This window comes from Mesorhizobium sp. M2A.F.Ca.ET.042.01.1.1 (assembly GCF_003997405.1).
Lineage (GTDB): Bacteria > Pseudomonadota > Alphaproteobacteria > Rhizobiales > Rhizobiaceae > Mesorhizobium.
On the sequence record NZ_RZRX01000067.1, the window covers coordinates 1 to 25876 of the forward strand.

Here is a 25876-nt window from a genome sequence, read left to right on the forward strand (position 1 = left end):
CGGTTACCGGCTGGCGCGGGCGGCGGAACGCATCACGCTCCTCGATATCGTGCTGGCCGTCGAGGGCAGGGAGCCTGCGTTCCGCTGCGGCGAAATCCGCCAGCGCGGCCCGGTCAAGATCGACGCCTCGGCTTATGTGAAGCCCTGCGGCATCAACGCCGCGATGCTCAGGGCCGAGCGCGCCTATCGGGCAGCACTCGCGGAAGTGAAGCTGTCCGATCTCGTGGCGGAGTACGCCGCCGAAGGCGACCCGCGATCCTATGCCGCGAGCTGCGCTTTCGTCGAGCGGCACCAGCGGCCGCAGAAATCCGCTTCATCCAAGCAGACTTAAACCCCTAACCCGCCCAAAAAACTGGAAGGAAAGACGATGAAACAGAGATTGCAGTTCTTTGCCAAGGCCCCCGAGATCATGAAGGCGGTGTCGGCGCTCAACAAGGCCGTCGACGAATGCGGGCTGGAAGTGAGCCTGCTGCACCTGATCAAGCTCAGGGCTTCGCAGATCAATGGCTGCTCATACTGCGTCGAGATGCACAGCCGCGAGGCGCGGCGCGACGGGGAGACCGAAACCCGGCTCTATCTGGTCGCCGCCTGGAAGGAATCGCCGCTGTTTTCCGAACGCGAGCGTGCCGCTCTCGCATGGACCGAGGCCGTGACGCTGATCGCCGACAATGGTGTGTCGGACGAGCTCTACGCCCGCACGCTCGAGCATTTCTCGGAAGAGGAACTGGTCAAGCTCTCGGTGGCGCTCGGCATGATCAACACGTGGAACCGGTTGTGCATTCCCTTCCACGCCATCCATCCGATGCCGGCCGCCAAGGCGGCCTGATCCTAGGGCGCGCGGATGGGAGTCCGCGCGCCTCCTCTAGGCGGCGAACCTCAAGCCGCCGTCGCAGGTCAGCACCTGGCCGGTCATGAAGCTGTTCGAGACCAGGAAGGCAATCGCCTCGGCGACATCCTCGGCGCGGCCGATGCGGCCGACCGGCGTCTTGCCGGCATATTCGGCAAACACCGCCTGCCGCTGATCGTCCGGCAAGAAATCCCACCATGGGGTGTCGATGACGCCGGGGGCCACGACGTTGACGCGCAGCGGCTTCAGCTCCACCGCCAGGATCGGCGCGACGGTCAAAAGCATACCGTTGATGGCGGCTATGCCGGCGACGCCGGGCGCCGCGATCTGGGCCGAGACAGCCGAGATGAAGGTGACCGATCCGCTCTTGTTCAGGGTCGGCAGGGCTGCCTGCAGACAGGACAATTGCGGCCGGATCTTCTCGTCGACGCCGCTGCCGATATCGGCGAGGTCGAGCGTCGCGAACGGTCCCAGCCCCTTGCCGCCGCTCGCGGCGAGAACCAGGTGATCGAAGGGCCCGAGGTCCTTGAAAAACCGCTGCACCTCATCAGGATTGCCGGCATCGAACGCAGCCTTGTCGGCTGAGCCGCCCAGACTCTTCCACGCGGCCTTGAGTTTTTCCTCGTTGCGGCCGGTGATCGTGACTTTCATGGCGGGGCTGACCAGCTTTTTGGCCGTCGCGAGGCCGATGCCGGATGAGCCGCCTATGATGACGCAATGTTCGATGGTCTCGCTCATGGGTGTTGTTCCTTGGATTTTGAAGATTGGTGTCCGGTCAGCTCAAGACTGAGAGCGCGCAACCGGCGGCGGGCGTTTTCGTCATAGGCCTGGGCGTCGGCGCGCGATTCCCGCTGGCCGTCGAAATAGCGACCGCTGCGCCCTTCGAGCGCCGGCGATGTCGCGAGATTGAGGATGGCGTCGGCGCCGGTTTCGACCGAGCTCCATGGCGTGACGCCCGCCTGCCGGACCATCGTGGTGTCCATATAGCTTGCCGGATGCAGCGCGTTGACGGTGATGCCGGTGCCCTCGAGCTCCCGAGCCAGATCGACGGTGAACAGGATCTGCGCGAGCTTGCTCTGGCAGTAGGCGCGCACGCCGCTATAGCCATGCGTCAGCATGGCGTCGTCGAAGTCGATCGCCTGCTGGCCGGCCGAGGCGACATTGACGATGCGCGCCGGCGCGCTTGCCTTGAGCAAAGGTAAGAGCTCAGCCGTCAGCAGGAAGCCAGCGAGATAGTTGACGGCGAAGCGCAGCTCGTAGCCGTCGGCGCTGACCTGCCGCTTGGCGCCCTGGCCGCCGGTGCCGACGCCGGCATTGTTGATCAGTATGTCGAGCCGGTCGGTCCTTGCGCGCACGGCTTCGGCGAGGCGGCGTACTTCGGCAAGCGAAGCGAGGTCGGCGGCGAGGAATTCCGCCTTGCCGCCCTTGGCCTCGATCGCGGCGACCGTCGCGTTGCCGCGGCCTGCGTCGCGGCCATGCACCAGCACGCGGGCGCCGGCGGCGCCGAGCCTTTCGGCGACCACGCGGCCGACGCCGTCGGTCGAGCCGGTGACGAGAATGGTTTTGCCCTTGAGTTCCATGTCCGGAGCCTCCTTGCGCTGCTCTGAACGGAAAGATGGGGCAGGGCGCGCGTCTCAAACAGTTCAAACTTTATCCTGGTATCAGTACTGCTATAATAGGCGCATGGATATCGCGACCCATTCCCCCGAAGACCATCGTCGGCGCGAGCTTGGCGGCTTCCTGCGTTCGCGTCGCGAGCGGCTCTCGCCTGATGCGGCCGGCATCGCTTGCGGCGCGCGGCGGCGCACGCCGGGCTTAAGGCGCGAGGAAGTGGCGATGATCGCCGGCGTCGGCACGACCTGGTACACCTGGCTGGAGCAGGGCAGGGACGTGCGGCCATCGGTCGAGGTGCTGTCGGCGCTCTGCCAGGCGCTGCGGCTCGACGGCGCCGAGCAGCGCCATTTGTTCACGCTTGCCGGCCGCCAGCAGCCGGAGCGGCGGCGCATCGTGCAGGGCAAGGTCGAGGGGCCGCTGCTGCACATGCTGCAAAGCCTGGTGCTGCAGCCCGCCTATGTCGTCGGCCCCCGCTGGGACGTGCTGGCCTGGAACGACGCGGCGGTCGCCATTTTCGGCGATTACGGCCAGCTGGAGGGAGATGCCCGCAACATCCTCCACGGCGTCTTCACCGATCCGCACCGGCGGCACCTTTTGGTGGACTGGGAGCAGCTGGCGCGCGCGACCCTTGCCGCGTTCCGCGCCGAGAGCGCGAAATACACCGGCGATCCGGATTTCGAGCGGCTGATCGCGCTGATGATGCGCTCGAGCCCCGAGTTCCGCGAGTGGTGGCCGCAACGCGACGTCGTGCACCGGCTTTCCGGGCTGAAGCACCTGCGGCATCCAATCGCCGGCGCGATGACGTTCGAGCATATGAGCCTGTCGATCGACGACGGTTCGGATATGCGATTGATCGTCTACACGCCGCTGGCCGAGCAGAACTCGGTTGCGAAGTTGCGGAAGCTGCTAGAGGCACAGACGGCCGAGCGCCGCAGCGCGTGACCTAAGCCCGCTTTGCTGTTACGTTTTCTGCGGCCATACAGTCGCGCAGCGTTCTGCAAGTGGCGCTATAAAACGGCCTATAGTGATCAACCAAAATGTCCAGGTCAGTTTTTCTGCGTGACTTGCGAGAAGGCTTCTCTAGCTTTTTCGAATAGGCGGCAATTTCCTCGATCAGATCGGCGTCTTCAATATTCTTGAATCCTTGATTTCCATCTTCGAGGCTGACTGCCACTTGGATCGGCAGCTTCAGAGTGTCTATGAATGAAAGCTGAAGAGGGGATACACTATTTGGCCGAGTATCACGCGCTTGGCTTAGTAGTCGAAGCATTGCTATGTCTTCGAGATACCTTGAAGCTCTCTTGACGGCGTCGGGATGCTCTTTGCGAACTGCTTCAATTATTTTGTGAGAAGTAGAACCCTTAGCTCCGAGTTCCTGCCCCTTTGCGATCAAATAGTTCCTTACTTCGGCTACTTCTTGCTTGCCCATCAAAGGACTCCGCGAATCGATCCAGCAATTTTCTAGCGCTAAGGAGTTGGCTGCGAAACTCAGCGTCGTCAATCAAAAAAAACAAATCATGAACAAGTTTGTTGCGGATATCGTCGTTGAAGTGGAGGGCGGCCACTGCTGATTTGATCTTGTTAGCCGCGTCCGTCGACGTGGACTTGTGCTTACGCTCCTCCCTTGCTCGCTTTGTCGCCAGTCTGTAAATTCTAGACAGTCCCGGTTGTTTGCTTCCATCCGAAGCTAGGACCTGCGCGCCCATCAACTGGCCTATAGCTGCGGCCTGCTGGACGTCGGGACGGTGCCCGTGGACAATCAAAAACTCTGAATAGGGGTTCTTGCCGTGCCAAGCCTCCAAGGCTTTGGCTTCCGCCTCTAAGGAAGCCTTTATCGATTGATTATTTGCTGCAGTGCCCAGCAAAATCACGTTTGTAGGTTTGTCGGCCATTCCATCGCCGTCCGTTTCAGCCGCGAAGGTCTCTATGCTGATCGTCCCAATCTATGGTTAACGATGCATGAACGGAGCTGCACTCTTGGCTAACCCTTCGGCTTCAGCCCATCCAGGAACAACTGCTCCAGGAACCGCGCCGCGTCCTCGAAGCGGCCGTCGCCGCCGCGGTCGGCGCCGAGCACGGCGCGGACCTGGACATCGAAATCGGCATAGTGCTGCGTCGTCGCCCAGATCGAGAAGATCAGGTGCCAGGGATCGGTGCGGGCGATCTTGCCGGCGCGCATCCAGCCCTTGATGACGGCCGCCTTTTCGTCCACCAGCGTCTTCAGCTCGCCTTCCAGCATCGGCTTGATGCGCGGCGCGCCCTGCAGGATCTCGTTGGCGAAGAGCCGGCTTTCGCGCGGAAAATCGCGCGCCATCTCCAGCTTCCTGCGGATATAGCTTCTCAGCTCCGTCAGCGGGTCGCCGATGTCGTCCAGCTCGCGCAAAGGCGCCAGCCAGGTATCGAGCAGGCGCTGCATCAAGGTCTCGTGAATGTCTTCCTTGCGGCGGAAGTAATAGAGAAGGTTCGGCTTCGACATGCCGGCGGCTTCTGCGATCTGGTCGATGGTCGAGCCGCGAAAGCCGTTGGCGGAGAAGACTTCGAGCGCGGCTTCCAGGATCAGCTCGCGCTTTTCCTGTTGGATGCGGGTGCGGCGGGGAGCGGAGCCTTCCATCGTATCCGTCATCCTTGCGCGGTGCCGCGCCGACCATCTGGACCAATTCTCTGGACCAGTTTTTCCCTGGGCTGTGGAGCGCGCTTTTTATGCCGCATTTCCGCTAGTAATCCCTTGACCGCCGACAGGCGGTGCTAACGTTTGTCCAACCGGTCAAAAATTTGCGTAGCATGAAAACGCAGCGAAGACCAAGCGTTGGCCGCACCGAAACAGGTTACAAGGGGAAGTCCTGGTCATGTCCAACCGGCTGAAAGTCACGCCGAACGATCTCAGCGCATTCTGGATGCCGTTCACGGCAAACCGGCAGTTCAAGCAGGCGCCGCGCATGTTCGTGTCCGCCAAGGACATGCATTACACCACCAGCGACGGCCGCAAGGTGCTCGACGGCACCGCTGGCCTGTGGTGCGTGAACGCCGGCCACTGCCGGCCGAAGATCACCGAGGCGATCCAGCACCAGGCGGCCGAGCTCGACTATGCGCCGGCTTTCCAGATGGGCCATCCCATTGTCTTCGAGCTGGCGAACCGGCTGGTCGATATCGCGCCGAAGGGCATGGACCATGTCTTCTTCACCAATTCCGGTTCGGAATCGGTCGAGACCGCGCTCAAGATGGCGATCGCCTATCACCGTGTCAGGGGCGAGGGCTCGCGCACCCGTCTGATCGGCCGCGAGCGCGGCTATCACGGCGTCAATTTCGGCGGTATCTCGGTCGGCGGTATCGTCTCCAACCGCAAGATGTTCGGCACGCTGCTCGGCGGCGTCGACCATCTGCCGCACACGCATCTGCCGGAGAAGAACGCCTTCTCGAAGGGCGTGCCGGAGCATGGCGCGGAATTGGCGAACGATCTCGAGCGGCTTATCGCGCTGCATGACGCCTCGACCATCGCGGCCGTGATCGTCGAGCCGGTCGCCGGCTCCACCGGCGTCATCCTGCCGCCGAAGGGCTATCTGCAAAAACTTCGGGAAATTTGCACGAAGCACGGCATATTGTTGATTTTCGATGAAGTGATCACCGGCTTCGGCCGCCTCGGCGCGCCGTTCGCGGCGGACTATTTCGGCGTCACGCCGGATATCATGACCACGGCCAAGGGCGTCTCCAACGGCGTCATCCCGATGGGCGCGGTGTTCGTCAAGAAGGAGATCCACGACGCCTTCATGACCGGCCCGGAACACATGATCGAGTTCTTCCACGGCTACACCTATTCGGGCAATCCGATCGCCTGCGCCGCGGCGCTCGGCACGCTGGACACCTACAAGGAAGAGGGCCTTTTGACCCGCGGCGAGGAACTGGCGCCATACTGGGAAGACGCGCTGCATTCGCTGAAGGGCGAGCCGCATGTTATCGACATCCGCAACATCGGCCTGATCGGCGCGATCGAGCTGGCGCCGATCGCCGGCAGCCCGACCAAGCGGGCCTTCTCGGCCTTCGTGAAAGCGTTCGAGCGCGGCGCGCTGATCCGCACCACCGGCGACATCATCGCGCTGTCGCCGCCGCTGATCATCACCAAGGGCCAGATCAATGAGCTGATCGACCATGTGCGGGATGTTCTGAGGTCGATCGACTAAAGGTCGGAAATGGTCTCTGCCAAGCGCGAAGCGGCCTTGGAACGGGAAAGGCAGTCTCTAGAGGCTGCCTATTCCGCTGCCTTGCTCATCGCGCTTCGCGACTGCGCGGATGGCAAATGGGGGCTGTTCGGCCAAAACGGAGGTACGCTCCCGACCTCTCTGGAAAGCCGGCATTTGCCGGAAAGTGCAAAGCGGCTAGCCGCGATTGGCGACGAGCTCGTCACGGTTCGGGAGAAAATGGGGTTTGTCGACCTGTTTGCTCCCATGCAGCGACTGGCTGAACTCAGGGCGGAACGTGGGCCCAATCAGCCCGGGGAGCCTCGGCTGGCGCAGATGCTCCTCGACGAATTGAAAGCATAGCACCGTCCGTGCAACTGGCGGTCAGGTCAGGCAGGCTGCGCGCCGATGCCGGTCAGGATCACGCGCTTGATGTTTTCCTTGGCTTCCCGCCATTGCCGGTCGGAAAGCGACTTGCCGCCGTTCAGCGTCTCGATCTGGTGGCCGAAATCGGCGTAGTGCTGGGTCGTGGCCCAGAGCATGTAGAGCAGATGCCGCGGGTCGACCGGGTCCATCTTGCCTTCCTCGATCCAGCGCCTGATGATCGCGACGCGGCCGTCGGTCCATTCGCGCAGGGTCGATTCCATATAGTCCTGAAGCACCGGCGCGCCGTGCATCACTTCCGATGCCCAGACCTTCGAACCGTCGGGGTGACGGCGCGATATTTCCATCTTGGCATCGATATAGGCGCTGATACCGTCTATCGGCCCGCGCGCGACATCGAAGCAATTGGCGGCCTGCAGCCAGATTTCGAAAATGTTCTGGACGACGGACCGGTAGAGCTCCTCCTTGGTGGCGAAATAATAGTGGAGATTTGCCTTTGGCAGCCCCGCCAGGTCGGCGATCAGCTGCATCGTGGCGCCGCCGAACCCGGCTTCCGCGAACACCTTTTCAGCGGCGAGCAGAATGGCCTTTTCATTCTCCCGCCTTATGTCCTGGCGCCGCATCGGACGGGTGGATTCGGTCATGTCTCCCCCAAGATTCTCGTTGACCGCTTGGTCAGCTTGTGTAGTCTGAAAGCTGACCATACGGTCAGGATGCAAACCACTCAAGGGGCGACAAGACCCCTGGTGAAAATGGGAACCGCAAATGGCCGCACCCGGCGAGAATCTGCGAATCAATTCAGACCGTTTGTGGGACTCCCTGATGGAGATGGCGAAGATCGGCCCCGGCATCGCCGGCGGCAACAATCGCCAGACGCTCACCGATTCCGACAAGGAGGGCCGCGCGCTTTTCAAGTCCTGGTGCGATGCGGCCGGGCTCTCGATGGGCGTCGACCAGATGGGCACCATATTCATGACGCGTGCCGGCACCGATCCGGACGCGCTGCCGGTCTATGTCGGCTCCCATCTCGATACCCAGCCCACCGGCGGCAAATATGACGGTGTGCTTGGCGTGCTCTCGGGCCTCGAGGTCGTGCGTTCGCTCAACGATCTCGGCATCAAGACGAAACATCCGATCGTCGTCACCAACTGGACGAATGAGGAGGGCGCGCGTTTCGCCCCGGCCATGCTTGCCTCCGGCGTGTTCGCCGGGGTGCATACACAGGATTACGCCTATGCCCGGAGGGATCTCGACGGCCTGACCTTTGGCGACGAACTGAAGCGGATCGGCTGGGTCGGCGACGAGAAGGTCGGGGCGCGCAAGATGCATGCCTATTTCGAGTATCACATCGAGCAGGGACCGATCCTGGAGGCCGAGAACAAGCAGATCGGCGTGGTGACGCATTGCCAGGGCCTGTGGTGGCTGGAATTCACGCTGACCGGCAGGGAGGCGCATACCGGCTCGACGCCGATGAATATGCGCGTCAATGCCGGCCTTGCCATGGCCCGTATCCTGGAGATGGTGCAGACGGTCGCCATGGAGAGCCAGCCGGGCGCCGTCGGCGGCGTCGGACAGATGAAGTTCTCCCCGAATTCACGCAATGTTTTGCCAGGCACGGTGATTTTCACCGTCGATATCCGCTCGCCGGACCAGGCGAAGCTCGACGGTATGCGCGCCCGCATCGAGAAGGAAGCGCCGAAGATCTGCGAGGCGCTCGGTGTGAAATGCTCGGTCGAGGCGGTCGGCCATTTCGATCCGGTAACCTTCGATCCGACGCTGGTCGGCCGCGTGCGCACCGCCGCCGAAAAGCTGGGCTACAGCCACATGAACATCATTTCGGGCGCCGGCCACGACGCCTGCTGGGCGGCCAAGGTCGCGCCCGCGACCATGGTTATGTGCCCTTGCGTGGGCGGTCTCAGCCACAACGAGGCCGAGGAAATCTCCAAGGAATGGGCGGCGGCGGGCGCCGACGTGCTGTTTCACGCGGTGGTGGAGACTGCGGGAATCGTCGAATGACCGACTAGACCAAATCACCTCGCAACGCCGCTCGCAAAGAAGCGCGAAAGAACAGGGGAACAGATATGACCAAAGTCATCCGCAACGGCACCATCGTGACGGCCGACCGCACGTGGAAGGCCGACGTGCTGATGCAGCACGGCAAGATCGTCGCCATCGGCTCCAACCTGCATGGCGACCATGAGTTCGACGCCACGGGCTGCTATGTCATGCCAGGCGGCATCGATCCGCACACCCATCTCGAAATGCCCTTCATGGGCACCTATTCAGCCGACGATTTCGAATCCGGCACGCGCGCGGCACTCTCCGGCGGCACGACGATGGTGGTCGATTTCTGCCTGCCGGCGCCGCAGCAGTCACTGCTTGAGGCGCTGCAGATGTGGGACAACAAGACCTCGAAAGCGGCCTGCGACTATTCCTTCCACATGGCGATCACCTGGTGGGGCAAGCAGGTGTTCGACGAGATGGCGACCGTTGTCGACCGGGGCATCACCTCGTTCAAGCACTTCATGGCCTACAAAGGCGCGCTGATGGTGGATGACGACGAGATGTATGCGTCGTTCCAGCGCTGCGCCGATCTCGGCGCGCTGCCGCTCGTCCATGCCGAGAATGGCGACGTGGTCGCGGCACTGTCGCAAAAGCTTCTGGCTGCCGGCAACAACGGGCCCGAAGGGCATGCCTATTCGCGTCCGCCGGAAGTGGAAGGCGAGGCGACAAACCGCGCCATCATGATTGCCGACATGGCCGGCGTGCCGCTCTATGTCGTGCATGTCTCGTGCGAGCAGAGCCACGAGGCGATCCGCCGAGCGCGCCAGAAGGGCATGCGGGTGTTCGGCGAGCCGCTGATCCAGCATCTGACGCTCGACGAGACCGAATATTTCAACAAGGACTGGGACCACGCGGCGCGCCGCGTGATGAGCCCGCCCTTCCGCAGCAAGTGGCACCAGGATTCGCTGTGGGCAGGCCTGCAGGCCGGCTCTCTGCAGGTGGTGGCGACCGACCACTGCTCCTTCACCACCAAGCAGAAGCGCAACGGCATCGGCGACTTCACAAAAATCCCGAACGGCACGGGCGGGCTCGAGGACCGCTTGCCGGTGCTGTGGACGACCGGCGTCAACACCGGCCGCCTGACGATGAACGAGTTCGTCGCGGTGACCTCGACCAACATCGCCAAGATCCTCAACATGTATCCGAAGAAGGGTGCGATCGTCGAAGGCGCCGATGCCGACATCGTCGTGTGGGACCCGAAGCGCAAGAAGACGATCTCGGCCAAGAAGCAGCAGTCGGTGATCGACTACAACGTCTTCGAAGGTTTCGAGGTGACCGGCCTGCCGCGCTTCGTCTTCTCGCGCGGCGAGCTTTCGATCGAGGAGGCGGACGTGAAGGCCAAGGCCGGGCATGGCGAGTTCGTGGCGCGTGAGCCGAACGCTGCGGTCAACCGGGCGCTGTCGACCTGGAAGGAGATTTCCGCGCCACGCAAGGTGGAGCGCACTGGCATTCCGGCAACCGGGGTCTGACCATGCGGGCTCTTCATCTTGCGATCGCAGCGACCGCTATGCTGGCTGCCGGCCATGCATCGGCCGCCAGCATCGATCTCTCAAAACCTTATGGCGACAAATATGGCTGCATCAACCGGAACGGCCAGGAGGTCGCCGCCGACAAGATGCTGCTTTTGACCGACAAGGAATTGATCACGGCGGCCAGCGCCTGCACCTTCAGCGACAAGCAGCCCCAGGCCGACGGATCGCTGGTGGTGACGGCAAAATGCGAGGCGGAGGGCGAAGAAGGACAGGCGCCGACCAAGTTCACCATCAAGCGCAGCGCGAAGAATGCGAAGAAGCTGGTGGTGGCAGACGAGGACGGCAATGTGATGGGCGAAGTCTCCCGGTGCAAATGACGGCGATCCCGTCAGGGTCAAGCGACGAGGCCATCCAGTTCCGGCAGCAGGACGACGCTTTCCTGCTCGTTGGGGTCGGTGCGGGCGATGACCGCCGAGGAAGGGGCGCCGCTCAGATTGGCCGGCAAATGGGGTACGCCCGCCGGAATGTAGAAGAGGTCGCCGGCCTTGACGACGATGTGATGCTCGAGCCGGTCGCCATACCAAGTGTGGACTTCGCCGGAGAGCACGTAAATGGCCGTCTCGTGGCTTTCATGCATATGCGCCTTGGCACGGGCGCCGGGCGGCATGGTGAGAAGGTGCATGCAGATGCCGGAGGAGCCGACAGTCTCGGCGGCGATGCCGGCGAAATAGCTCAGCCCCTGCTTGCCCTGATAGGTGCTTTCGGGGCGAACGAGATGACAGGTGGGTTTAGGCGACATCGGCAAGGCTCCGGGCGGCGTCGATCGGGTGGGACAGGACGAGTGGAAAGCAACGCTATCATAAAATCAACCGGATTGCGGACGGCGCGGCAGCGGCTGCGAAAGGCAGGCCGCAGCCAATGAGCGAACAGCCGCCAGCCGTCGTTTCGGCAAGCAAGCTCGGCCTCACCTTCCAGACCAATGACGGTCCGGTGCAGGCGCTCTCCAATGTCGACCTGACTATCGGCAAGGGCGAATTCGTCTCTTTCATCGGCCCGTCCGGCTGCGGCAAGACGACCTTGCTGCGCGTCATCGCCGACCTGGAAAGGGCGACATCCGGAACGATCTCCGTCAACGGCATGACGCCTGAGCAGGCACGCGAGAAGCGCGCCTACGGTTATGTCTTCCAGGCGGCGGCCCTGTTCCCGTGGCGCACGATCGAGCGCAATGTGGGATTGCCGCTGGAGATCATCGGCCTTTCCCAAGCCGAGCAGGCGGAGCGCATCAAGCGTACGCTGGCGCTGGTCAATCTTTCTGGCTTCGAGAAGAAATATCCCTGGCAGCTTTCCGGCGGCATGCAGCAGCGCGCCTCGATCGCGCGCGCGCTCGCCTTCGATGCGGACCTTTTGTTGATGGACGAGCCGTTCGGCGCGCTGGACGAGATCGTGCGCGATCATCTCAACGAGCAGCTCCTCGACCTCTGGGCGCGGACCAACAAGACGATCTGCTTCGTCACCCATTCGATCCCCGAGGCGGTGTATCTGTCGACGCGCATCGTGGTGATGTCGCCGCGGCCGGGCCGCGTCACCGACATCATCGAATCGACGCTGCCGAAGGAGCGGCCGCTCGACATCCGCGAGACGCCGGAGTTTCTGGCGATCGCCGCGCGGGTGCGGGACGGGTTGAGGGCTGGGCACAGCTATGATGATTGAGGCGGATAAGGATATGCGCCCTCCTCTCCCCACCGGGGAGAGGGTGGCCGCGCAGCGGCCGGGTGAGGGGACGGCCCCCCGCGAGGGCAACGCCGTGGATAGCTTCCGCTCGAAAATCATCCCCGTCACCACCATCCTCGCCGGCGTGGTGGTGCTCTGGTACGTCTTTGCCGTGATCCTCAACGCGCCGTTCCAGCGCGATCTCGATCAGCGAGGCAATGAGACGCCCGGCGCGGTCGAGTTCATCGGCAAGACGCTGTCGCAGCCGAAGCCGACGCTGCCGGCGCCGCACCAGGTGGCGGTGAATTTCTTCGAGAACACTTTTCTGCGGTCCGTCACCTCGAACCGCAGCTTGGTCTACAACGCCTGGGTGACGTTGTCCTCGACGCTGCTCGGCTTCGCCTTCGGCACGGCGTTCGGCATCGTCATTGCGGTGGGCATCGTGCATGTGGCGACGCTCGACCGCAGCCTGATGCCGTGGATCATCGCCTCGCAGACCATACCGATCCTGGCGGTGGCGCCGATGATCATCGTGGTGCTGGCGGCGATCGGCATCACCGGCCTGATCCCGAAGGCGCTGATCTCGACCTATCTGTCGTTCTTCCCGGTCGCGGTGGGTATGGTGAAGGGCTTGCGCTCGCCCGAGCTCATGCATCTCGACCTGATGCATACCTACAATGCCAGCGCCTCGCAGACCTTCTGGAAACTGCGCGTGCCGGCCTCGGTGCCGTTCCTGTTCACCTCGATGAAGGTGGCTGTGGCGGCAAGCCTGGTCGGCGCCATCGTCGGCGAGCTGCCGACGGGCGCGGTCGCGGGCATCGGCGCCAAACTCCTCGCGGGTGCCTATTACAGCCAGACCATCGATATCTGGTCGGCGCTGGTTGCAGGCTCCATCGTCGCGGCGCTGCTGGTGATGGTCGTCGGCATCGCCGGGCGCCTGGTCGACCGCGCCATGGGCGGGAGGCCGGCATGAGCGCCGTCAAGTACAGTTGGCAGGCAAACCTGGCCTTCGTGCTGGTTTTCTATCCGATTGTGATTTTCGTTTTCAACATAGGCGTACCGGGCCTCGCCTGGCCTTATGGCAGCTCTTCAGGGGCATTTGCGATCGCATTGGTTGCCCTTCCGGTTTGGATCGCAGGTCGCCTCCCTAAGCTGTGGGAGGCAGCGATGCTTTTTATCTGCGCCCACGGCGCTGCGGTTCTGCTGCTGGGCAGCATTCGCGGTCACGAAGGTACGGCGGGGCCTGCTTACTACCTTGTGCTCGCCGGGGCCTGGTTGCTCGCCTGGCGCTGTGTTGCGATTTTGTCGGAGCTGCGCGCAAATTCACGCCTGATGTCGACCGCATTGCGCCTGATCATCCCGGCGATCTTCGGCGCCTGGATCCTGATCATCTGGGAAGCGGTGACGCGGGGCGCCGGCATCCCCTTCATCCTGTTGCCGCCGCCCAGCGCCATCGGCGCGCGCATCGCCAACTCGCTGCCGATCCTGGGCTCGGATGTGCGGCAGACAATCTTCAAGGCGGTGCTGATCGGCTATGTCGTTGGCAACCTCGCCGGCTTCGCCGTCGCCGTCCTCGCGGACCGTGTGCCGTTCCTGCGGCGCGGGCTGCTGCCGATCGGCAATATGGTGTCGGCGCTGCCGATCATCGGCGTGGCGCCGATCATGGTCATGTGGTTCGGCTTCGACTGGCCGTCCAAGGCAGCGGTGGTCATCATCATGACCTTCTTCCCGATGCTGGTGAACACTGTCGCCGGGCTGGCCGCCTCCGGGCATATGGAGCGCGACCTGATGCGCACCTATGCGTCGGGCTACCGGCCGACGCTGCTCAAGCTCAGGCTGCCGGCGGCAATGCCGTTCATCTTCAATGCGCTGAAGATCAACTCGACGCTGGCGCTGATCGGCGCCATCGTCGCGGAGTTCTTCGGCACGCCAGTGGTCGGCATGGGATTCCGGATCTCGACGGAAGTCGGGCGGATGAACATCGACATGGTGTGGGCCGAAATCGCAGTTGCAGCACTTGCGGGTTCGGTCTTTTATGGCGTGGTCGCTCTCGTCGAGAGAGCCGTCACGTTTTGGCATCCCTCTGTCCGAGGTGGATAGGGGCGGTGGGTTTGGGCACTAACTTCAGAGGGTAAAAACATGAAAAGACTGCTGATTTCCGCGTTGGCCGGCGCCATGTCGCTGGCCGCGTTCCAGGCGATGGCCGCCGACAAGGTGACACTGCAATTGAAATGGGTCACGCAGGCCCAGTTCGCCGGCTATTATGTCGCCAAGGCCAAGGGCTTCTATGACGCCGAAGGCCTCGACGTCGACATCAAGCCGGGCGGCCCGGACATCGCGCCCGAGCAGGTGATCGCCGGCGGCGGCGCCGATGTCATCGTCGACTGGATGGGCGGCGCGCTCGCGGCCCGCGACAAGGGCGTGGGGCTCGTCAACATCGCCCAGCCGTTCAAGAAGGCCGGCATGGAACTGGTCTGCCCGAAGGCCGGGCCGATCAAGACGGAAGCCGACTTCAAGGGCCACACGCTCGGCGTCTGGTTCTTCGGCAACGAATATCCGTTCTACGCCTGGATGAACAAGATCGGTCTCAAGACCGATGGCGGCCCGGACGGCGTCACCGTGCTCAAGCAGAGCTTTGACGTGCAGCCGCTGATCCAGAAGCAGGCCGACTGCATCTCGGTCATGACGTACAACGAATATGGCCAGGTGCTGGATGCCGGCTACAAACCGGAAGACCTGATCGTCTTCAACTACTCGGCCATGGGCAACGACCTTCTGGAAGACGGGCTCTACACGCTCGAGGACAAGCTCAAGGACCCGGCCTTCGAGGACAAGATGGTTCGCTTCGTGCGCGCCTCGATGAAGGGCTGGAAATACGCCACCGAGAACACCGACGAGGCGGCCGAAATCGTCGTCGACGCCGGCGGCCAGGACGAGAACCACCAGAAGTTCATGATGAAGGAAGTGGCCAAGCTGGTCGACAATGCCGACGGCAAGCTGATACCGGCCGCTTACGAGCGCACCGCCAAGGCGCTGCTTGACCAGAAGATCATCAGCAAGGAGGCGAGCGGCGCCTACACGACCGCGATCACCGACAAGGCGATCAAGTAAGCTCGCGTCTCTACAACCGGGTTTGAAAGGGGCGGGCGACTGCCCCTTTTTCTTGCCCGCGGTAAAATAATCGTGTGCGGGGATACATCCGGCGACCCAACCGTTGACTGGCGCATCCGTGCGTCGGGGAGCCGCAAAGGATGCTGCAATCAACGGAGGTCTTCATGCGCATCCTATCTGTGCCGATGCTTTCGGCCTTGGCGGTTTCGACCGCGTTCCTCATCGCACCACCTGCCATGGCCGAGACGATGAAGTTCAAGGCGACGCTCGACGGCGGCCAGCAGAGCCCGCCCGTCACCACCAAGGGCAAGGGAACCGCCACTCTCACCTTCGACACGACAAGCAAGAAACTCAGCTGGAACGTCAAATATTCCGGCCTTAGCGGGCCTGCCGTGGCCGGTCACATCCACGGCCCGGCAGATATGGGCGCTAATGCGGACCCGGTCATCCCGTTCAAGAAGCTGAAGAGCCCGATCAAGGGATCGGCGACATTGACCGACGCGCAGGCATCCGATCTGGAGGCCGGCAAATACTATGTCAACATCCACACCGCCAAGAACAAGGACGGCGAGATCCGCGGCCAGATCGAGAAGGCGATGTAAACCAGGAAAGGGGCGTCAAGCCGCCCCTTTTGCTTAGCTCTTGTTGCGGATCTGCGTCAGCGTGCGGGTCGGCGTGATCGCTTCGGGATCGAGCTTGATCTCGACGATCGCCGGCTTGCCGCTGGCCAGCGCGCGTTCGAAGGCCGGCGCGAAGTCGGCGGTCTTTTCCACCGTCTCGCCATGGCCGCCATAGGCGCGGGCGAGCGCCGCGAAATCCGGATTCTTGAGCTCGGTGGCGACGACGCGGCTCGGATATTCCCGCTCCTGATGCATGCGGATCGTGCCGTAGATGCCGTTGTTGACGACGATGACGATGATCGGCAGGTCATACTGAACAGCCGTCGCGAATTCCTGACCGTTCATCAGGAAGCAGCCATCGCCGGCGAAGGCAATCACGGTGCGATCCGGGAACAGCGACTTGGCGGCAACGGCCGCGGGCGTGCCGTAGCCCATCGAGCCGGAGGTGGGTGCTGCCTGCGTGCCGAAGCGGCGGGTGCGGTAGAAACGGTGTACCCAGGTGGCGTAGTTGCCGGCGCCGTTGGTGAGGATGGCGTCCTCCGGCAGGACCTTTCCAAGATGCTCGATGATCGGGCCCATCTGGACTGCGCCCGGGCCAGTCTGCGGCGGCGTCGACCATTCGAGATAGGCGGCATGCGCCTTTTCCGCCTCGGCCGCCCAGGAAGGGCTGGCGGCGGGCTTGCGTTTGGCGAAGGCCTCGACGAAGGCGGCGGGCGAAGCGTTGATCGCCAGCGTCGGCCGGTAGACGCGGCCCAGCTCGCCGGCGTCGGCATGGACATGCACCAGCGCCTGGTCGGGGTAGGGGCTCTTCAGCAGCGTGTAGTCGGAAGACGGCATCTCGCCCAGGCGCCCGCCGATCAAAAGCACGACGTCGGCCTGCTTGATCCGCTCCGCGAGCTTGGGATTGATGCCGATGCCGACATCGCCGGCGTAATTCGGATGGAGATGGTCGAACAGCATCTGACGGCGGAAGGAGCAGCCGACCGGCAGCGACCACGTCTCGGCGATCGTGCGCATCTGCGCCACGGCTTCCTCGTTCCAGCGCGTGCCGCCGAGGATGACGAAGGGACGCTTGGCGTTGGCGAGCAGCATTTGCGCCGCATCGAGCTCGGCTTCGCCGGGACGCGTCTCGACAGGCGTGTGCGGAAGGGCTGCCGGAGCCTCGACCTCGCTGGTCAGCATGTCCTCGGGCAGCGAGATGACCACAGGGCCGGGGCGTCCTGACGTCGCGACGGCGAAAGCCCGGGTGACGAATTCGGGAATGCGCGCGGCATCGTCGATCTCCACCACCCATTTGGCGATGTCGTCGAAGAAACGCTTGTAGTCGACCTCCTGGAAGGCCTCGCGTTCCTTGGCGTGGCTGGCGACCTGGCCGATGAACAGGATCATCGGCACCGAATCCTGCATGGCGATGTGGACGCCGGCCGACGCGTTGGTGGCGCCGGGGCCGCGGGTGACGAAGCAGATGCCGGGCTTGCCGGTCAACCGTCCCTGGCAGTCGGCCATCATCGCAGCACCGCCCTCCTGACGGCAGACGATGGTGCGGATCGAGGAGTCATGCAGCGCGTCGAGCACCGCGAGATAGGATTCGCCCGGAACGCAGAAGATGCGGTCGGTGCCGTTCGCCTCGAGCGCCTCGACGATCAGTTGTCCGCCGGTCTTCATTTTGGTTTCTCCAATTCGGCAAGGATTTCTGCAGTGTGCTCGCCAAGGCGCGGCGAGGGGCGCTTATAGACGAGCGGTGTGCCCGACATCACCATCGGCGCGCGCACCGAGGGCAGGCGGTTGCCATGGCCGTCGTCGAGGTCGAGCCGCATGCCGCGCGCGATGGTCTGCGGGTCGGCGAACATCTGGCCGATCGTGTTGATCGGGCTCGCCGGCACTCCGGCAGCCTCCAGCTTCGCCAGCAGCGGATCGCGGTCGAATGTAGCCAGCCTCTCGATAATCGTTGCACGCAACCTTGCGCGGTTGGCGACCCGCGCGGGATTGGTGGCGAAATCCGGATTGGTGGGCAGATCGGCGAGACCGACCACGGCGCAGAACTTGCCGAACTGGCCGTCATTGCCGACGGCCAGGATGATGTGGCCATCCTTCACCGGCAGCACTTCATAGGGCGCGATGTTCATATGCGCATTGCCCATCTGCACCGGCGACTTGCCGGAGACCAGATAGTTGAGGTTCTGGTTGCCGAGCGCCGAAATCTGGCTGTCGTAGAGCGCCATGTCGATGTGCTGGCCCTCGCCGGTCCTTTCGGCATGGCGAAGCGCGGCCTGGATGGCGATCACCGAATAGAGGCCGGTGAAGAGATCGGAGATGGCGACGCCGGCCTTCTGCGGCTCGCGGCTCGGCTCGCCGGTGATCGACATCATGCCGGCCATGGCCTGGATGATGAAATCGTAGCCCGCGCGCGGCGCATAGGGACCGTCCTGGCCGAAGCCGGTGATAGAGCAATAGACAAGGCGCGGATTGATCGCCTTCAGGCTTTCATAATCGAGGCCGTATTTCTTGAGGCCGCCGAGCTTGAAGTTCTCGATCAGCACATCGGCGGTGGCGACCAGCTTGCGCAGTGTCTCGGCGCCTTCGGGCTTTGAGAAATCGATGGCGATCGAACGCTTGCCGCGATTGCAGGAATGGTAGTAGGCGGCCGAAAGGTTCTCGCCGTCATGGCTCATGACGAAGGGCGGACCCCATTTGCGGGTATCGTCGCCGCCGTCCGGGCTCTCGACCTTGATGACGTCGGCGCCGAGGTCGGCCAGCAATTGCCCGGCCCAGGGGCCGGCCAGGATGCGGGCAAGCTCGATAACGCGGATGCCTTTCAGCGGGGGTTCGGCCATGGATCACCGTGTTCTAACGAAAGGCAGCCTCTAGCAACCCGCACCGGTCGTGTCACGACCCATGCAGTAGGCCAAGCCGGATCAGGGTTTCAGCACGCCGTCAGCCCAGGCGGCGAAATCGTTCATGACGGCGTCGCGGTTGATCTCGTTCAGGCTTTCATGGCGGGTTTCCGGGTAAACCTTTGAAACCAGATTCGAAAAACCCATCGCCCGCATGCGTTTGGCGAGGTGGTTGATCGCCTTGCCGTAGTCCGACGCGGGATCCTTCTCGCCACCGATGAGATTGACGGGTAGGTCGCGGCGCACGGCTGCGAAACTAGAATCCTTGTTGGCGTGCTGCGCCATGTTGACGACATCGCGCCACATCGAGATCGAGGCGTCCCAGCCGCAGAGCGGGTCGGCGACATATTTGTCGACCTCGATCGCGTCGCGCGACAGCCAGTCGAACAGGGTGCGGTGGTTGGGCACCGCCTTGCCCCAGGCCTGGAAGGTGAGCTTGGGCAGAAGCCGCGACGGCACATCGGAGCCCAGCCGCATCCGTTCCCAGCCGAGGATGAGCAGTGCCAGCTGCCCGAGCAGGCCCTGCGAGAAATTGCCGTTCCAGATCGCGGCGGCATGCACGCGTTGCGAATGGCGCAGCACGAAGTTGAGCGCTATCGAGGCCCCCAGCGAATGCCCGAAAACGATCACCGGCAAGCCCGGATGCTCTTTCGCGATCAGCTCGTGAACGGCGTCGACATCGGCGATCACCTTGGCGATGCCGTTGCTGTCCGCGAACTTGCCGAGCGGCGCGTCGGGCGCTTTCGTCGCGCCATGACCGCGGTGATCGTGGGCATAGACGTGGAAACCGCGCGGCGCGAGGTAATCGGCAAAGCGGGCGTAGCGCGCAGCATGCTCGGCCAGGCCATGATTGATCTGCACCACGGCGCGTGGCTTCGCCTCAGCGTGTTTCACATAGAGGTTGAGCTCGGCCCCGGTCGGTGAGGCCAGGCTGGTTTGCTTGTCGAATGGCATGTCTCGCTCCCTTGGTGACTGTTGGGCGAGGGCGCGACATACGTCAAGTGGACGGGCGCGCTTGCGAACACGCCGATGGAGCGCTCAGCTGGGGATTGTTTTTTCGCACGGTGAAAAAAGATCGCAATTCTGACACGTCGGCTGTTCTAGTGTGACGAATCCAATACGGATCAATGATCGCCGGGAGAGCGGGTATGCGGGTTTGGGCATTGGGGGGTTCGATGGTGCTGGCTCTGGCCGGCGCCGGCGCGGCGCTTGCCGACGTCAAGGTGAGCGGCACTTTCGTGGCCGACAGCGCCTGTCCGGCGACACAGGCGATCAAGAACGGCAAGAACCCCGGCAACATCTCGACCGAAGCAGGCAAGTCCTACGATCTTCTTGCCGGCAACAAGGACGAGCCGACCCATTATCTCATCCAGGTGCCGGGCGCCGATCCGGAGCGGCGCTGGGTGAAGATCAGCTGCGGCCATGTCAGCGGCGGCAGCGCGGCGGCGACCCCGGCGCAGACCAAGCCTTCGGCCTCCGGAAAACCCGAATATGTCTTTGCGCTGAGCTGGCAGCCTGCCTTCTGCGAGACCAAGGCAAGCAAGCCCGAATGCAAGGCGCAGAACCCCACCGAGTTCGATGCCTCGCATTTCACGCTGCACGGCCTGTGGCCGCAGCCGAACGGCAATTTCTATTGCCAGGTGCCGGCGGCCGACAAAGCCAATGACAATCCGGCGCATTGGGGAGATTTGCCGCCGGTAAAGCTCGACGCGAACACGCGCGCCGAGCTCGACCAGGTGATGCCGGGCACCGCCTCCAAGCTGGAGCGGCATGAATGGATCAAGCACGGCACCTGCTACGGCAAGAGCCAGCAGGAGTATTTCTCAGATACGCTCAACCTGATGCGGGCGGTGAACGCTTCCCAGGTGCGCGATCTCTTCACCAAAAACATCGGCAAGCAATTGACCTCCGACCAGATCCGCGGCGCCTTCAACGCGGCCTTCGGCGCCGGTGCCGGGGACCGCGTGCGCGTCTCCTGTCTGGTCGACCCGTCGAGCGGCCGGCGTCTGATCGGCGAGATCACGCTCGGCCTATCAGGCCCGATCGGGCCCGACAGCAAGCTCGCCGATCTCCTGATGGCGTCCGCACCGACGGCCAAGGCCGGCTGTCCGAAGGGGACGGTCGACGCGATCGGTTTCCAGTAGAGTTCGCACGCCTGGCCAAGAGCGTTCGACATTTGCCGCGCGCTTTTCCTGGCATGCTCCAATGGCATTGCACAGGGGTTTGACCGGTCGGCTCTGTTTGCATTGGCTGGTGGCATGCTTTGGAGATTAGCCGAAACGCCCATCACGATCGTCATTCCAGGGCGGAGCAGGAGCGAAGCTCCGTCGCGGAGACCCTGGAATCCATTCCGTTACCTTCGCCAAGGCGTGCAGCGGAGCAGAATTCTGTACCGCGGCAACGCTTTGAAGTCACGGAATGGATTCTATGGTCTGCGCCGCGTCGCTTCGCTCCTTGCTCCGCCATAGAATGACGAGGTTGCGGCGGCTTCAGCCAATCCCCGGCGCTTGCGCTGATTTTCACGGACATGAACGGAAAATCTTGCACCAAGACAAACGGCAATTTTTCAAAATCTCTGTGTCGGGGAACTAGGCCGATCTGGGCGTCGCCTGGATGATGATCGGCTCGCTGCCTGGCTCCCCGACCACGCGGTCGCGGCCGCTGAATTTGGCCTTGTAGAGACGCTGATCGGCCAGCGCGAAAATGTCGGCAAGGGAGCGCGTCGTCTCGCTGACGGTGGAGACGCCGGCGCTCACCGTGATGTTGAAGCGGGCAGTATGCCCCGAGGTCTTGGTGGCGTTCCTGATGGTCTCGCCGAGCAGCCTGGCGGGTGCGTGCGACTGTTGCGTCAGTATGGCGAATTCCTCGCCGCCGATCCGGAACACCTGATCGTTGCCGCCGATCGTCTCGGCCAGCAGCACGGCCATCGATTTCAACACCTTGTCGCCCTCGGCGTGGCCGAAGCGGTCATTGATCGACTTGAAATGGTCGACGTCGACGATGAGAAGGCTAAGCGGCTTGCCCATCCTGATGGCGGCCGTGACCGCGGATTCGCCGTCGGCATCGAAGCTGCCGCGATGCAGCAGGCCAGTAAGACCGTCGCGGCCGACATATTTGACCAGGGCCTCATAGCGTTCGCGATAGGTGAGGGTGTCGAAGATGTCGGAGAGGCCGCGCGGCACGGCGACATCATTGTCCTCGACCCATTTGATATAGGCGACGAGCATGCCGCTATAGGCAAGCGCGGCACCCATCTTGGCGAGCCAGCCGCCAAAGAAGACCTCGATCGGCGCGCCGGCGACGAAATGCAGCGCGGTGAAGAAGCCGGCCTGATCGAAGGTGAGCACGCAGGCGACCGAGGCGAGGATGCGCATGAACGGCCTGGCGCGCAGATAGGCGCCGAGCTTCTCGTAGAGCAGGATGATCAGGATGGCGTCGATGAAGAGCAGCGAGGTGCCCCAGACCATCAGCCAGCCCATCTCGTCGATGAAGGCGATGTCGGGCATCCTGCCGTCGGGAAGCGGCGAAACGACGTGCAGCCGCAGGATCAGCACCAGGCCGATCATCAGCGCGTTGCCGAGCAAAAGACCGTAGATCGGCTGCCGGACGGTCGCCGCGTCCTCCTTCATGTAGAGCAGAAGGATCATCACCAGCTTGCCGGAGAACAGTACGGCGGAGCCCGGCGATACCAGCCCGAACGGCAGCGCGACATAAAAGACGCTGGCGAGGTAGGTTTCGAGGAAGTGCATGACGCCGAGCGCGCAGATGAACACGCCAAGCCCGATGCGTCGCCGGAAGCGGAAAAGCGTGACCATGGCGCCGAAATAGAGAACCGCTTCGGCAAGGAGCAGAGCACCGTTCAGCACGTCGTCGATCCGATCTTTCCCCGAAACCGCGGCATGGCCGCCATTTGCCAACCTATTAGCTTTTTGAAGGCGAATGGTTAACCGCTGATTTCAGGCATGGCCGGCGGCGGTGAAAAGCTATGGACGGAGTGGGACCGCAAAACCGGCGAAAGCGCGCCGTTTGACCGCCTGCGCGCCGAAAGCGATTGCCGTGCAGCGCTTCATCGCCTACATAGCGCGCAACCCCCATTCACTTTGACACTTCAGTTTCCAGGGAAAGCGCGCGTGGCTCGCCAGTTCATCTATCACATGTCAGGCCTGTCGAAGGCCTATGGCACCAAGAAGGTGCTCGATAACGTTCACCTGTCCTTCTATCCGGACGCCAAGATCGGCATCCTCGGCCCCAACGGTTCGGGCAAGTCGACGATCCTGCGCATCATGGCCGGGCTCGACAAGGAGTTCCAGGGCGAGGCGTGGCTGGCAGAAGGCGCGACCGTCGGTTACCTGGCGCAGGAGCCGCAGCTCGACAACACCAAGACCGTGCGTGAAAACGTCATGGACGGCGTCGCCAGGAAGACCGCCATCATCGAGCGCTACAACGAGCTGATGATGAACTATTCCGACGAGACGGCCGACGAGTCGGCCAAGCTCCAGGACGAGATGGACCGCCTCAATCTGTGGGATCTCGAGCAGCAGGTCGAGATGGCGATGGACGCGCTGCAGTGTCCGCCGCCGGAGTCCGAAGTGACCAACCTTTCGGGCGGTGAACGTCGCCGCGTGGCGCTTTGCCGCCTGCTGCTCGAACAGCCCGACCTCTTGCTGCTCGACGAACCGACCAACCATCTTGACGCCGAGACCACGCAGTGGCTGGAAAAGCATCTGCGCGACTATCCGGGCTCGGTGCTGATCATCACCCACGACCGCTACTTCCTCGACAACGTCACCGGCTGGATCCTCGAGCTCGATCGCGGCCGCGGCATTCCCTACGAGGGCAACTACACCAAATATCTCGATGCCAAGGCCAAGCGCCTGATCCAGGAAGGGCGCGAGGATGACGCCCGTCAGAAGTCGATCTGGCGCGAGCGCGAGTGGATCCAATCCTCGCCCAAGGCGCGCCAGACCAAGTCGAAGGCGCGCATCAAGGCCTATGAGGAATTGGTCGAGCAGTCGCAGAACCGCAAGCCGACCGACACGCAGATCGTCATCCCGGCGAGCGAGCGCCTCGGCAATGTCGTCATCGAGGTCGAGGGCCTCAACAAGGGCTTTGGCGACGAGCTCCTGATCGAGAACCTGTCGTTCAAGCTGCCGCCGGGCGGCATCGTCGGCGTGATCGGCCCGAACGGCGCCGGCAAGACGACGCTGTTCAAGATGGTAACAGGGCAGGAAAAGCCGGATGCCGGCTCGATCCGCATCGGCGAGACCGTCAAGCTCGGCTATGTCGACCAGAGCCGCGACGCGCTCGATCCGAACAAGACGGTGTGGGAAGAGATCTCCGGCGGCGCCGAGGTCATCAAGCTCGGCAAGCATGAGGTCAACAGCCGCGCCTACTGCTCGTCCTTCAACTTCCGCGGCGGCGACCAGCAGCAGAAGGTCGGCAACCTGTCGGGCGGCCAGCGCAACCGCGTCCATCTGGCCAAGATGCTGAAGGGCGGCGGCAATGTTCTGCTGCTCGACGAACCGACCAACGACCTCGACACCGAAACGCTGGCCGCGCTCGAAGACGCGCTCGAGGCCTACGCCGGCTGCGCTGTGATCATCAGCCACGACCGCATGTTCCTCGACCGCATGGCGACCCACATGCTCGCCTTCGAGGGCGACGCGCATGTCGAGTGGTTCGAAGGCAATTTCGAGGAATACGAGAAGGACAAGCTGCGCCGCCTCGGTGCCGAAGCGGCAGCCCCGCACCGCATGACGCACAAGCGGCTGACGCGGTAGGAAGCTTACAAACGTTCGAACTGCGCGACAAACTGCTTCGCTAGCTCCTCGCTGGCGAAGCGCCCAATCTCTTCGTAATCTGGGCGGTATTCTGCATCGTCCGGCGATTTCAGAACGACAAAAGCACCAGTGTCGGCAACCACCTGAAACGTTAGGTCTTCACTCTCTACAGGCGTCGCGTGACGTGCCCCGCAGTTCGGGCACTCGTCGTCACACATACAGGACCATTCGTCGATCCAATGTTCACTGCACCTGTAGCATTCGTAGTGGTTTGCGAACCAGGCCATGCTGGAACCTCCCTGCGCCGCGAGACTATAGTGGATTGCTTCTGATACGATAGCGCCCACGTGAAACGAAATCGAGATATCCGCTATCCCGAAGAACTTGCAGTTGCTGACGAATCTTTGGCCGGACATTCCTGTTGTGCGGATATAGAGCGCTCAATCTCCTTTCAAACGAGTAGACCTGCTCGATATCAAATTCCACTGTGCCGATCAGATCGACGCATTTCATAACTTCGACTAGCCAGCCACGAGCTTCCGCTTCCTTCTCGCGAAGAAAAAGGGTCTTCTGCCATTGTGCAATGACTGCGTCCTTCGGAACTGGAATGCTGTTTCGAACGATATAAATTCGCCCTGAGTCCGGCACGCATCAAGCAGTATGTTCGAGCCGATCCATCCCGCTCTCCTCGCTGTTGCGGCAAGCGGCTTTCTCTTTTCAATAATGTCTGGGATGAAGAAGTGCTTGGGCACCATGCAAACGTTTAATACGGTCATTTTGTTCAGGTCGTAATTCAGCAGTATCAAATTTGGATTAGTTGACGATGCCAGCCTATCGATCTTAGTGAAATAAGCACCGTCAGCAACCTTCGCGCCGAAGGCTTTCTTCTGGCCTTTCAGCTCGAATTGGTCGCTGCAATGGCCGCAGAAGAAATCGGCAACGGGCTGATTTGCAGAAAACTGGGTCAGTCGTGAACCTGCGCAGTTAGGGCAATAAAGCCACTGGGAAACCCACTGTTCAGTCCATACCCTCGCGCGCTGAGAACCGCTGACGTATTTGGCTTGCGCTTCCTCGAAACCAAATTTCATTCGCAATCAGCCCATCTGCGGCATCAAGATGTGAATCTACCGTCACGGAACCGCGACGATCAAGAGCCTGATAGCGTTGCGAAAAGTCGATTGCCCTTTTGGCTTTGAGTGATATCAGCA

The 25876-nt window shown here is 62.6% G+C and carries 29 protein-coding genes; 15 read left to right on the forward strand and 14 right to left on the reverse strand.

Annotated features, from left to right (window positions below; all coding sequences use genetic code 11):
• Positions 1–331: Rrf2 family transcriptional regulator (locus tag EOA23_RS12605; protein WP_145966421.1), on the forward strand; the 331-nt coding region annotated here is incomplete at its 5' end.
• 36 nt (positions 332–367) lie between these two features.
• Entirely contained in the window at positions 368–826 is a 459-nt protein-coding gene (locus EOA23_RS12610) for a carboxymuconolactone decarboxylase family protein (protein WP_127304365.1), read from the forward strand.
• Between the two features lie 36 nt (positions 827–862).
• Here EOA23_RS12610 and EOA23_RS12615 read toward each other — a convergent pair whose 3' ends face one another.
• Together EOA23_RS12615 and EOA23_RS12620 are read right to left on the reverse strand one after the other, a co-directional pair.
• Positions 863–1585: an SDR family oxidoreductase gene (locus tag EOA23_RS12615; RefSeq protein WP_127304366.1), complete on the reverse strand. Its 723-nt coding sequence runs from the start codon at positions 1583–1585 to the stop codon at positions 863–865.
• Entirely contained in the window at positions 1582–2427 is an 846-nt protein-coding gene (locus EOA23_RS12620; RefSeq protein ID WP_127304367.1) for an SDR family oxidoreductase, read from the reverse strand. Before EOA23_RS12620 ends, EOA23_RS12615 begins: the two co-directional genes overlap by 4 nt.
• Positions 2428–2530: 103 nt before the next feature.
• Between EOA23_RS12620 and EOA23_RS12625 the strand changes: the two genes are divergently transcribed.
• A complete protein-coding gene (locus EOA23_RS12625) occupies positions 2531–3403 on the forward strand; it encodes a helix-turn-helix transcriptional regulator (protein WP_127304368.1) in 873 nt (290 codons plus the stop codon).
• Between the two features lies 1 nt (position 3404).
• Here EOA23_RS12625 and EOA23_RS12630 read toward each other — a convergent pair whose 3' ends face one another.
• The 3 genes from EOA23_RS12630 to EOA23_RS12640 all read right to left on the reverse strand — a co-directional run bounded on the left by EOA23_RS12630 (position 3405) and on the right by EOA23_RS12640 (position 5072).
• Positions 3405–3890 (reverse strand): hypothetical protein, encoded by a 486-nt coding sequence (locus EOA23_RS12630; RefSeq protein ID WP_127304369.1) that lies wholly within the window; start codon positions 3888–3890, stop codon positions 3405–3407.
• Positions 3823–4353: a hypothetical protein gene (locus EOA23_RS12635; RefSeq protein ID WP_127304370.1), complete on the reverse strand. Its 531-nt coding sequence runs from the start codon at positions 4351–4353 to the stop codon at positions 3823–3825. The genes EOA23_RS12630 and EOA23_RS12635 overlap by 68 nt, the downstream gene beginning before the upstream one ends.
• An 89-nt stretch (positions 4354–4442) precedes the next feature.
• Positions 4443–5072, reverse strand: coding sequence for a TetR family transcriptional regulator C-terminal domain-containing protein (locus EOA23_RS12640; protein ID WP_095769027.1), 630 nt, complete (start codon positions 5070–5072; stop codon positions 4443–4445).
• Between the two features lie 235 nt (positions 5073–5307).
• On the opposite strand from EOA23_RS12640, the gene EOA23_RS12645 reads away from it, so the two are divergent.
• Positions 5308–6636, forward strand: coding sequence for an aspartate aminotransferase family protein (locus EOA23_RS12645; protein WP_126060037.1), 1329 nt, complete (start codon positions 5308–5310; stop codon positions 6634–6636).
• Between the two features lie 9 nt (positions 6637–6645).
• Positions 6646–6996, forward strand: a complete 351-nt coding sequence (locus EOA23_RS12650; protein WP_127304371.1) for a hypothetical protein — start codon at positions 6646–6648, stop codon at positions 6994–6996.
• A 26-nt stretch (positions 6997–7022) separates the two neighbouring features.
• On the opposite strand, the gene EOA23_RS12655 is transcribed toward EOA23_RS12650, so the two are convergent.
• Positions 7023–7661 (reverse strand): TetR/AcrR family transcriptional regulator, encoded by a 639-nt coding sequence (locus tag EOA23_RS12655; RefSeq protein ID WP_127304372.1) that lies wholly within the window; start codon positions 7659–7661, stop codon positions 7023–7025.
• A 121-nt stretch (positions 7662–7782) separates the two neighbouring features.
• Here EOA23_RS12655 and EOA23_RS12660 point away from each other — a divergent pair, with 121 nt between their 5' ends.
• From EOA23_RS12660 to EOA23_RS12670, 3 genes are all read left to right on the forward strand, one after another.
• On the forward strand, positions 7783–9033 hold the full coding sequence (locus tag EOA23_RS12660) for a Zn-dependent hydrolase (RefSeq protein WP_127304373.1): 1251 nt from the start codon (positions 7783–7785) through the stop codon (positions 9031–9033).
• A gap of 65 nt (positions 9034–9098) precedes the next feature.
• Entirely contained in the window at positions 9099–10550 is a 1452-nt protein-coding gene (gene hydA / locus EOA23_RS12665) for a dihydropyrimidinase (RefSeq protein WP_127304374.1), read from the forward strand.
• 2 nt (positions 10551–10552) lie between these two features.
• Positions 10553–10930, forward strand: coding sequence for a hypothetical protein (locus EOA23_RS12670; protein WP_127304375.1), 378 nt, complete (start codon positions 10553–10555; stop codon positions 10928–10930).
• A gap of 17 nt (positions 10931–10947) precedes the next feature.
• Here the strand turns inward: EOA23_RS12670 and EOA23_RS12675 are convergent, their stop codons facing one another.
• Positions 10948–11358, reverse strand: a complete 411-nt coding sequence (locus EOA23_RS12675; protein WP_176479989.1) for a cupin domain-containing protein — start codon at positions 11356–11358, stop codon at positions 10948–10950.
• A 113-nt stretch (positions 11359–11471) separates the two neighbouring features.
• On the opposite strand from EOA23_RS12675, the gene EOA23_RS12680 reads away from it, so the two are divergent.
• From EOA23_RS12680 to EOA23_RS12700, 5 genes are all read left to right on the forward strand, one after another.
• Positions 11472–12263 carry an ABC transporter ATP-binding protein gene (locus EOA23_RS12680; protein ID WP_126081957.1) on the forward strand — a complete coding sequence of 264 codons (792 nt, stop codon included), beginning with the start codon at positions 11472–11474 and terminating at the stop codon, positions 12261–12263.
• A gap of 94 nt (positions 12264–12357) precedes the next feature.
• Positions 12358–13236 carry an ABC transporter permease gene (locus EOA23_RS12685; protein ID WP_127304376.1) on the forward strand — a complete coding sequence of 293 codons (879 nt, stop codon included), beginning with the start codon at positions 12358–12360 and terminating at the stop codon, positions 13234–13236.
• Positions 13233–14363 (forward strand): ABC transporter permease, encoded by a 1131-nt coding sequence (locus EOA23_RS12690; protein ID WP_127304377.1) that lies wholly within the window; start codon positions 13233–13235, stop codon positions 14361–14363. The genes EOA23_RS12685 and EOA23_RS12690 overlap by 4 nt, the downstream gene beginning before the upstream one ends.
• A 39-nt stretch (positions 14364–14402) precedes the next feature.
• Positions 14403–15374, forward strand: a complete 972-nt coding sequence (locus tag EOA23_RS12695; RefSeq protein ID WP_042637338.1) for an ABC transporter substrate-binding protein — start codon at positions 14403–14405, stop codon at positions 15372–15374.
• Between the two features lie 164 nt (positions 15375–15538).
• The gene (locus EOA23_RS12700; RefSeq protein ID WP_127304378.1) at positions 15539–15976 is read left to right on the forward strand and encodes a CHRD domain-containing protein; all 438 of its coding nucleotides are present in this window, start codon (positions 15539–15541) and stop codon (positions 15974–15976) included.
• Between the two features lie 33 nt (positions 15977–16009).
• On the opposite strand, the gene EOA23_RS12705 is transcribed toward EOA23_RS12700, so the two are convergent.
• From EOA23_RS12705 to EOA23_RS12715, 3 genes are all read right to left on the reverse strand, one after another.
• Positions 16010–17659, reverse strand: a complete 1650-nt coding sequence (locus EOA23_RS12705; RefSeq protein ID WP_127304379.1) for a thiamine pyrophosphate-binding protein — start codon at positions 17657–17659, stop codon at positions 16010–16012.
• Entirely contained in the window at positions 17656–18828 is a 1173-nt protein-coding gene (locus EOA23_RS12710) for a CaiB/BaiF CoA-transferase family protein (protein WP_127304380.1), read from the reverse strand. The genes EOA23_RS12705 and EOA23_RS12710 overlap by 4 nt, the downstream gene beginning before the upstream one ends.
• An 81-nt stretch (positions 18829–18909) precedes the next feature.
• A complete protein-coding gene (locus EOA23_RS12715) occupies positions 18910–19842 on the reverse strand; it encodes an alpha/beta hydrolase (protein WP_127304381.1) in 933 nt (310 codons plus the stop codon).
• Positions 19843–20036: 194 nt separating this feature from the next.
• Between EOA23_RS12715 and EOA23_RS12720 the strand changes: the two genes are divergently transcribed.
• On the forward strand, positions 20037–21032 hold the full coding sequence (locus EOA23_RS12720) for a ribonuclease (RefSeq protein ID WP_127304382.1): 996 nt from the start codon (positions 20037–20039) through the stop codon (positions 21030–21032).
• A gap of 444 nt (positions 21033–21476) precedes the next feature.
• Here the strand turns inward: EOA23_RS12720 and EOA23_RS12725 are convergent, their stop codons facing one another.
• The gene (locus EOA23_RS12725) at positions 21477–22754 is read right to left on the reverse strand and encodes a GGDEF domain-containing protein (RefSeq protein ID WP_127304383.1); all 1278 of its coding nucleotides are present in this window, start codon (positions 22752–22754) and stop codon (positions 21477–21479) included.
• Positions 22755–23018: 264 nt separating this feature from the next.
• On the opposite strand from EOA23_RS12725, the gene ettA reads away from it, so the two are divergent.
• Entirely contained in the window at positions 23019–24668 is a 1650-nt protein-coding gene (ettA, locus tag EOA23_RS12730; protein WP_126060051.1) for an energy-dependent translational throttle protein EttA, read from the forward strand.
• Between the two features lie 5 nt (positions 24669–24673).
• Here the strand turns inward: ettA and EOA23_RS12735 are convergent, their stop codons facing one another.
• Genes EOA23_RS12735 through EOA23_RS12740 form a run of 3 tightly spaced genes read right to left on the reverse strand, consistent with a single transcriptional unit; the run spans position 24674 to position 25756 of the window.
• Positions 24674–24955, reverse strand: a complete 282-nt coding sequence (locus tag EOA23_RS12735; protein ID WP_127304384.1) for a hypothetical protein — start codon at positions 24953–24955, stop codon at positions 24674–24676.
• A gap of 25 nt (positions 24956–24980) precedes the next feature.
• A complete protein-coding gene (locus EOA23_RS36450; RefSeq protein WP_245474146.1) occupies positions 24981–25181 on the reverse strand; it encodes a hypothetical protein in 201 nt (66 codons plus the stop codon).
• Positions 25182–25189: 8 nt separating this feature from the next.
• Entirely contained in the window at positions 25190–25756 is a 567-nt protein-coding gene (locus EOA23_RS12740; protein WP_245474147.1) for a DpnI domain-containing protein, read from the reverse strand.
• Positions 25757–25876 lie beyond the last annotated feature (120 nt).

Excerpts from the sequence above, each read along its gene's own strand:
- EOA23_RS12610 (WP_127304365.1), top strand. The coding sequence starts at position 368 with ATGAAACAGAGATTGCAGTTCTTTGCCAAGGCCCCCGAGATCATGAAG.
- EOA23_RS12615 (WP_127304366.1), bottom strand. The coding sequence starts at position 1,585 with ATGAGCGAGACCATCGAACATTGCGTCATCATAGGCGGCTCATCCGGC.
- EOA23_RS12620 (WP_127304367.1), bottom strand. The coding sequence starts at position 2,427 with ATGGAACTCAAGGGCAAAACCATTCTCGTCACCGGCTCGACCGACGGC.
- EOA23_RS12625 (WP_127304368.1), top strand. The coding sequence starts at position 2,531 with ATGGATATCGCGACCCATTCCCCCGAAGACCATCGTCGGCGCGAGCTT.
- EOA23_RS12630 (WP_127304369.1), bottom strand. The coding sequence starts at position 3,890 with ATGGGCAAGCAAGAAGTAGCCGAAGTAAGGAACTATTTGATCGCAAAG.
- EOA23_RS12635 (WP_127304370.1), bottom strand. The coding sequence starts at position 4,353 with ATGGCCGACAAACCTACAAACGTGATTTTGCTGGGCACTGCAGCAAAT.
- EOA23_RS12640 (WP_095769027.1), bottom strand. The coding sequence starts at position 5,072 with ATGGAAGGCTCCGCTCCCCGCCGCACCCGCATCCAACAGGAAAAGCGC.
- EOA23_RS12645 (WP_126060037.1), top strand. The coding sequence starts at position 5,308 with ATGTCCAACCGGCTGAAAGTCACGCCGAACGATCTCAGCGCATTCTGG.
- EOA23_RS12650 (WP_127304371.1), top strand. The coding sequence starts at position 6,646 with ATGGTCTCTGCCAAGCGCGAAGCGGCCTTGGAACGGGAAAGGCAGTCT.
- EOA23_RS12655 (WP_127304372.1), bottom strand. The coding sequence starts at position 7,661 with ATGACCGAATCCACCCGTCCGATGCGGCGCCAGGACATAAGGCGGGAG.
- EOA23_RS12660 (WP_127304373.1), top strand. The coding sequence starts at position 7,783 with ATGGCCGCACCCGGCGAGAATCTGCGAATCAATTCAGACCGTTTGTGG.
- hydA (WP_127304374.1), top strand. The coding sequence starts at position 9,099 with ATGACCAAAGTCATCCGCAACGGCACCATCGTGACGGCCGACCGCACG.
- EOA23_RS12670 (WP_127304375.1), top strand. The coding sequence starts at position 10,553 with ATGCGGGCTCTTCATCTTGCGATCGCAGCGACCGCTATGCTGGCTGCC.
- EOA23_RS12680 (WP_126081957.1), top strand. The coding sequence starts at position 11,472 with ATGAGCGAACAGCCGCCAGCCGTCGTTTCGGCAAGCAAGCTCGGCCTC.
- EOA23_RS12690 (WP_127304377.1), top strand. The coding sequence starts at position 13,233 with ATGAGCGCCGTCAAGTACAGTTGGCAGGCAAACCTGGCCTTCGTGCTG.
- EOA23_RS12695 (WP_042637338.1), top strand. The coding sequence starts at position 14,403 with ATGAAAAGACTGCTGATTTCCGCGTTGGCCGGCGCCATGTCGCTGGCC.
- EOA23_RS12700 (WP_127304378.1), top strand. The coding sequence starts at position 15,539 with ATGCGCATCCTATCTGTGCCGATGCTTTCGGCCTTGGCGGTTTCGACC.
- EOA23_RS12705 (WP_127304379.1), bottom strand. The coding sequence starts at position 17,659 with ATGAAGACCGGCGGACAACTGATCGTCGAGGCGCTCGAGGCGAACGGC.
- EOA23_RS12710 (WP_127304380.1), bottom strand. The coding sequence starts at position 18,828 with ATGGCCGAACCCCCGCTGAAAGGCATCCGCGTTATCGAGCTTGCCCGC.
- EOA23_RS12715 (WP_127304381.1), bottom strand. The coding sequence starts at position 19,842 with ATGCCATTCGACAAGCAAACCAGCCTGGCCTCACCGACCGGGGCCGAG.
- EOA23_RS12720 (WP_127304382.1), top strand. The coding sequence starts at position 20,037 with ATGCGGGTTTGGGCATTGGGGGGTTCGATGGTGCTGGCTCTGGCCGGC.
- EOA23_RS12735 (WP_127304384.1), bottom strand. The coding sequence starts at position 24,955 with ATGGCCTGGTTCGCAAACCACTACGAATGCTACAGGTGCAGTGAACAT.
- EOA23_RS36450 (WP_245474146.1), bottom strand. The coding sequence starts at position 25,181 with ATGAAATGCGTCGATCTGATCGGCACAGTGGAATTTGATATCGAGCAG.
- EOA23_RS12740 (WP_245474147.1), bottom strand. The coding sequence starts at position 25,756 with ATGAAATTTGGTTTCGAGGAAGCGCAAGCCAAATACGTCAGCGGTTCT.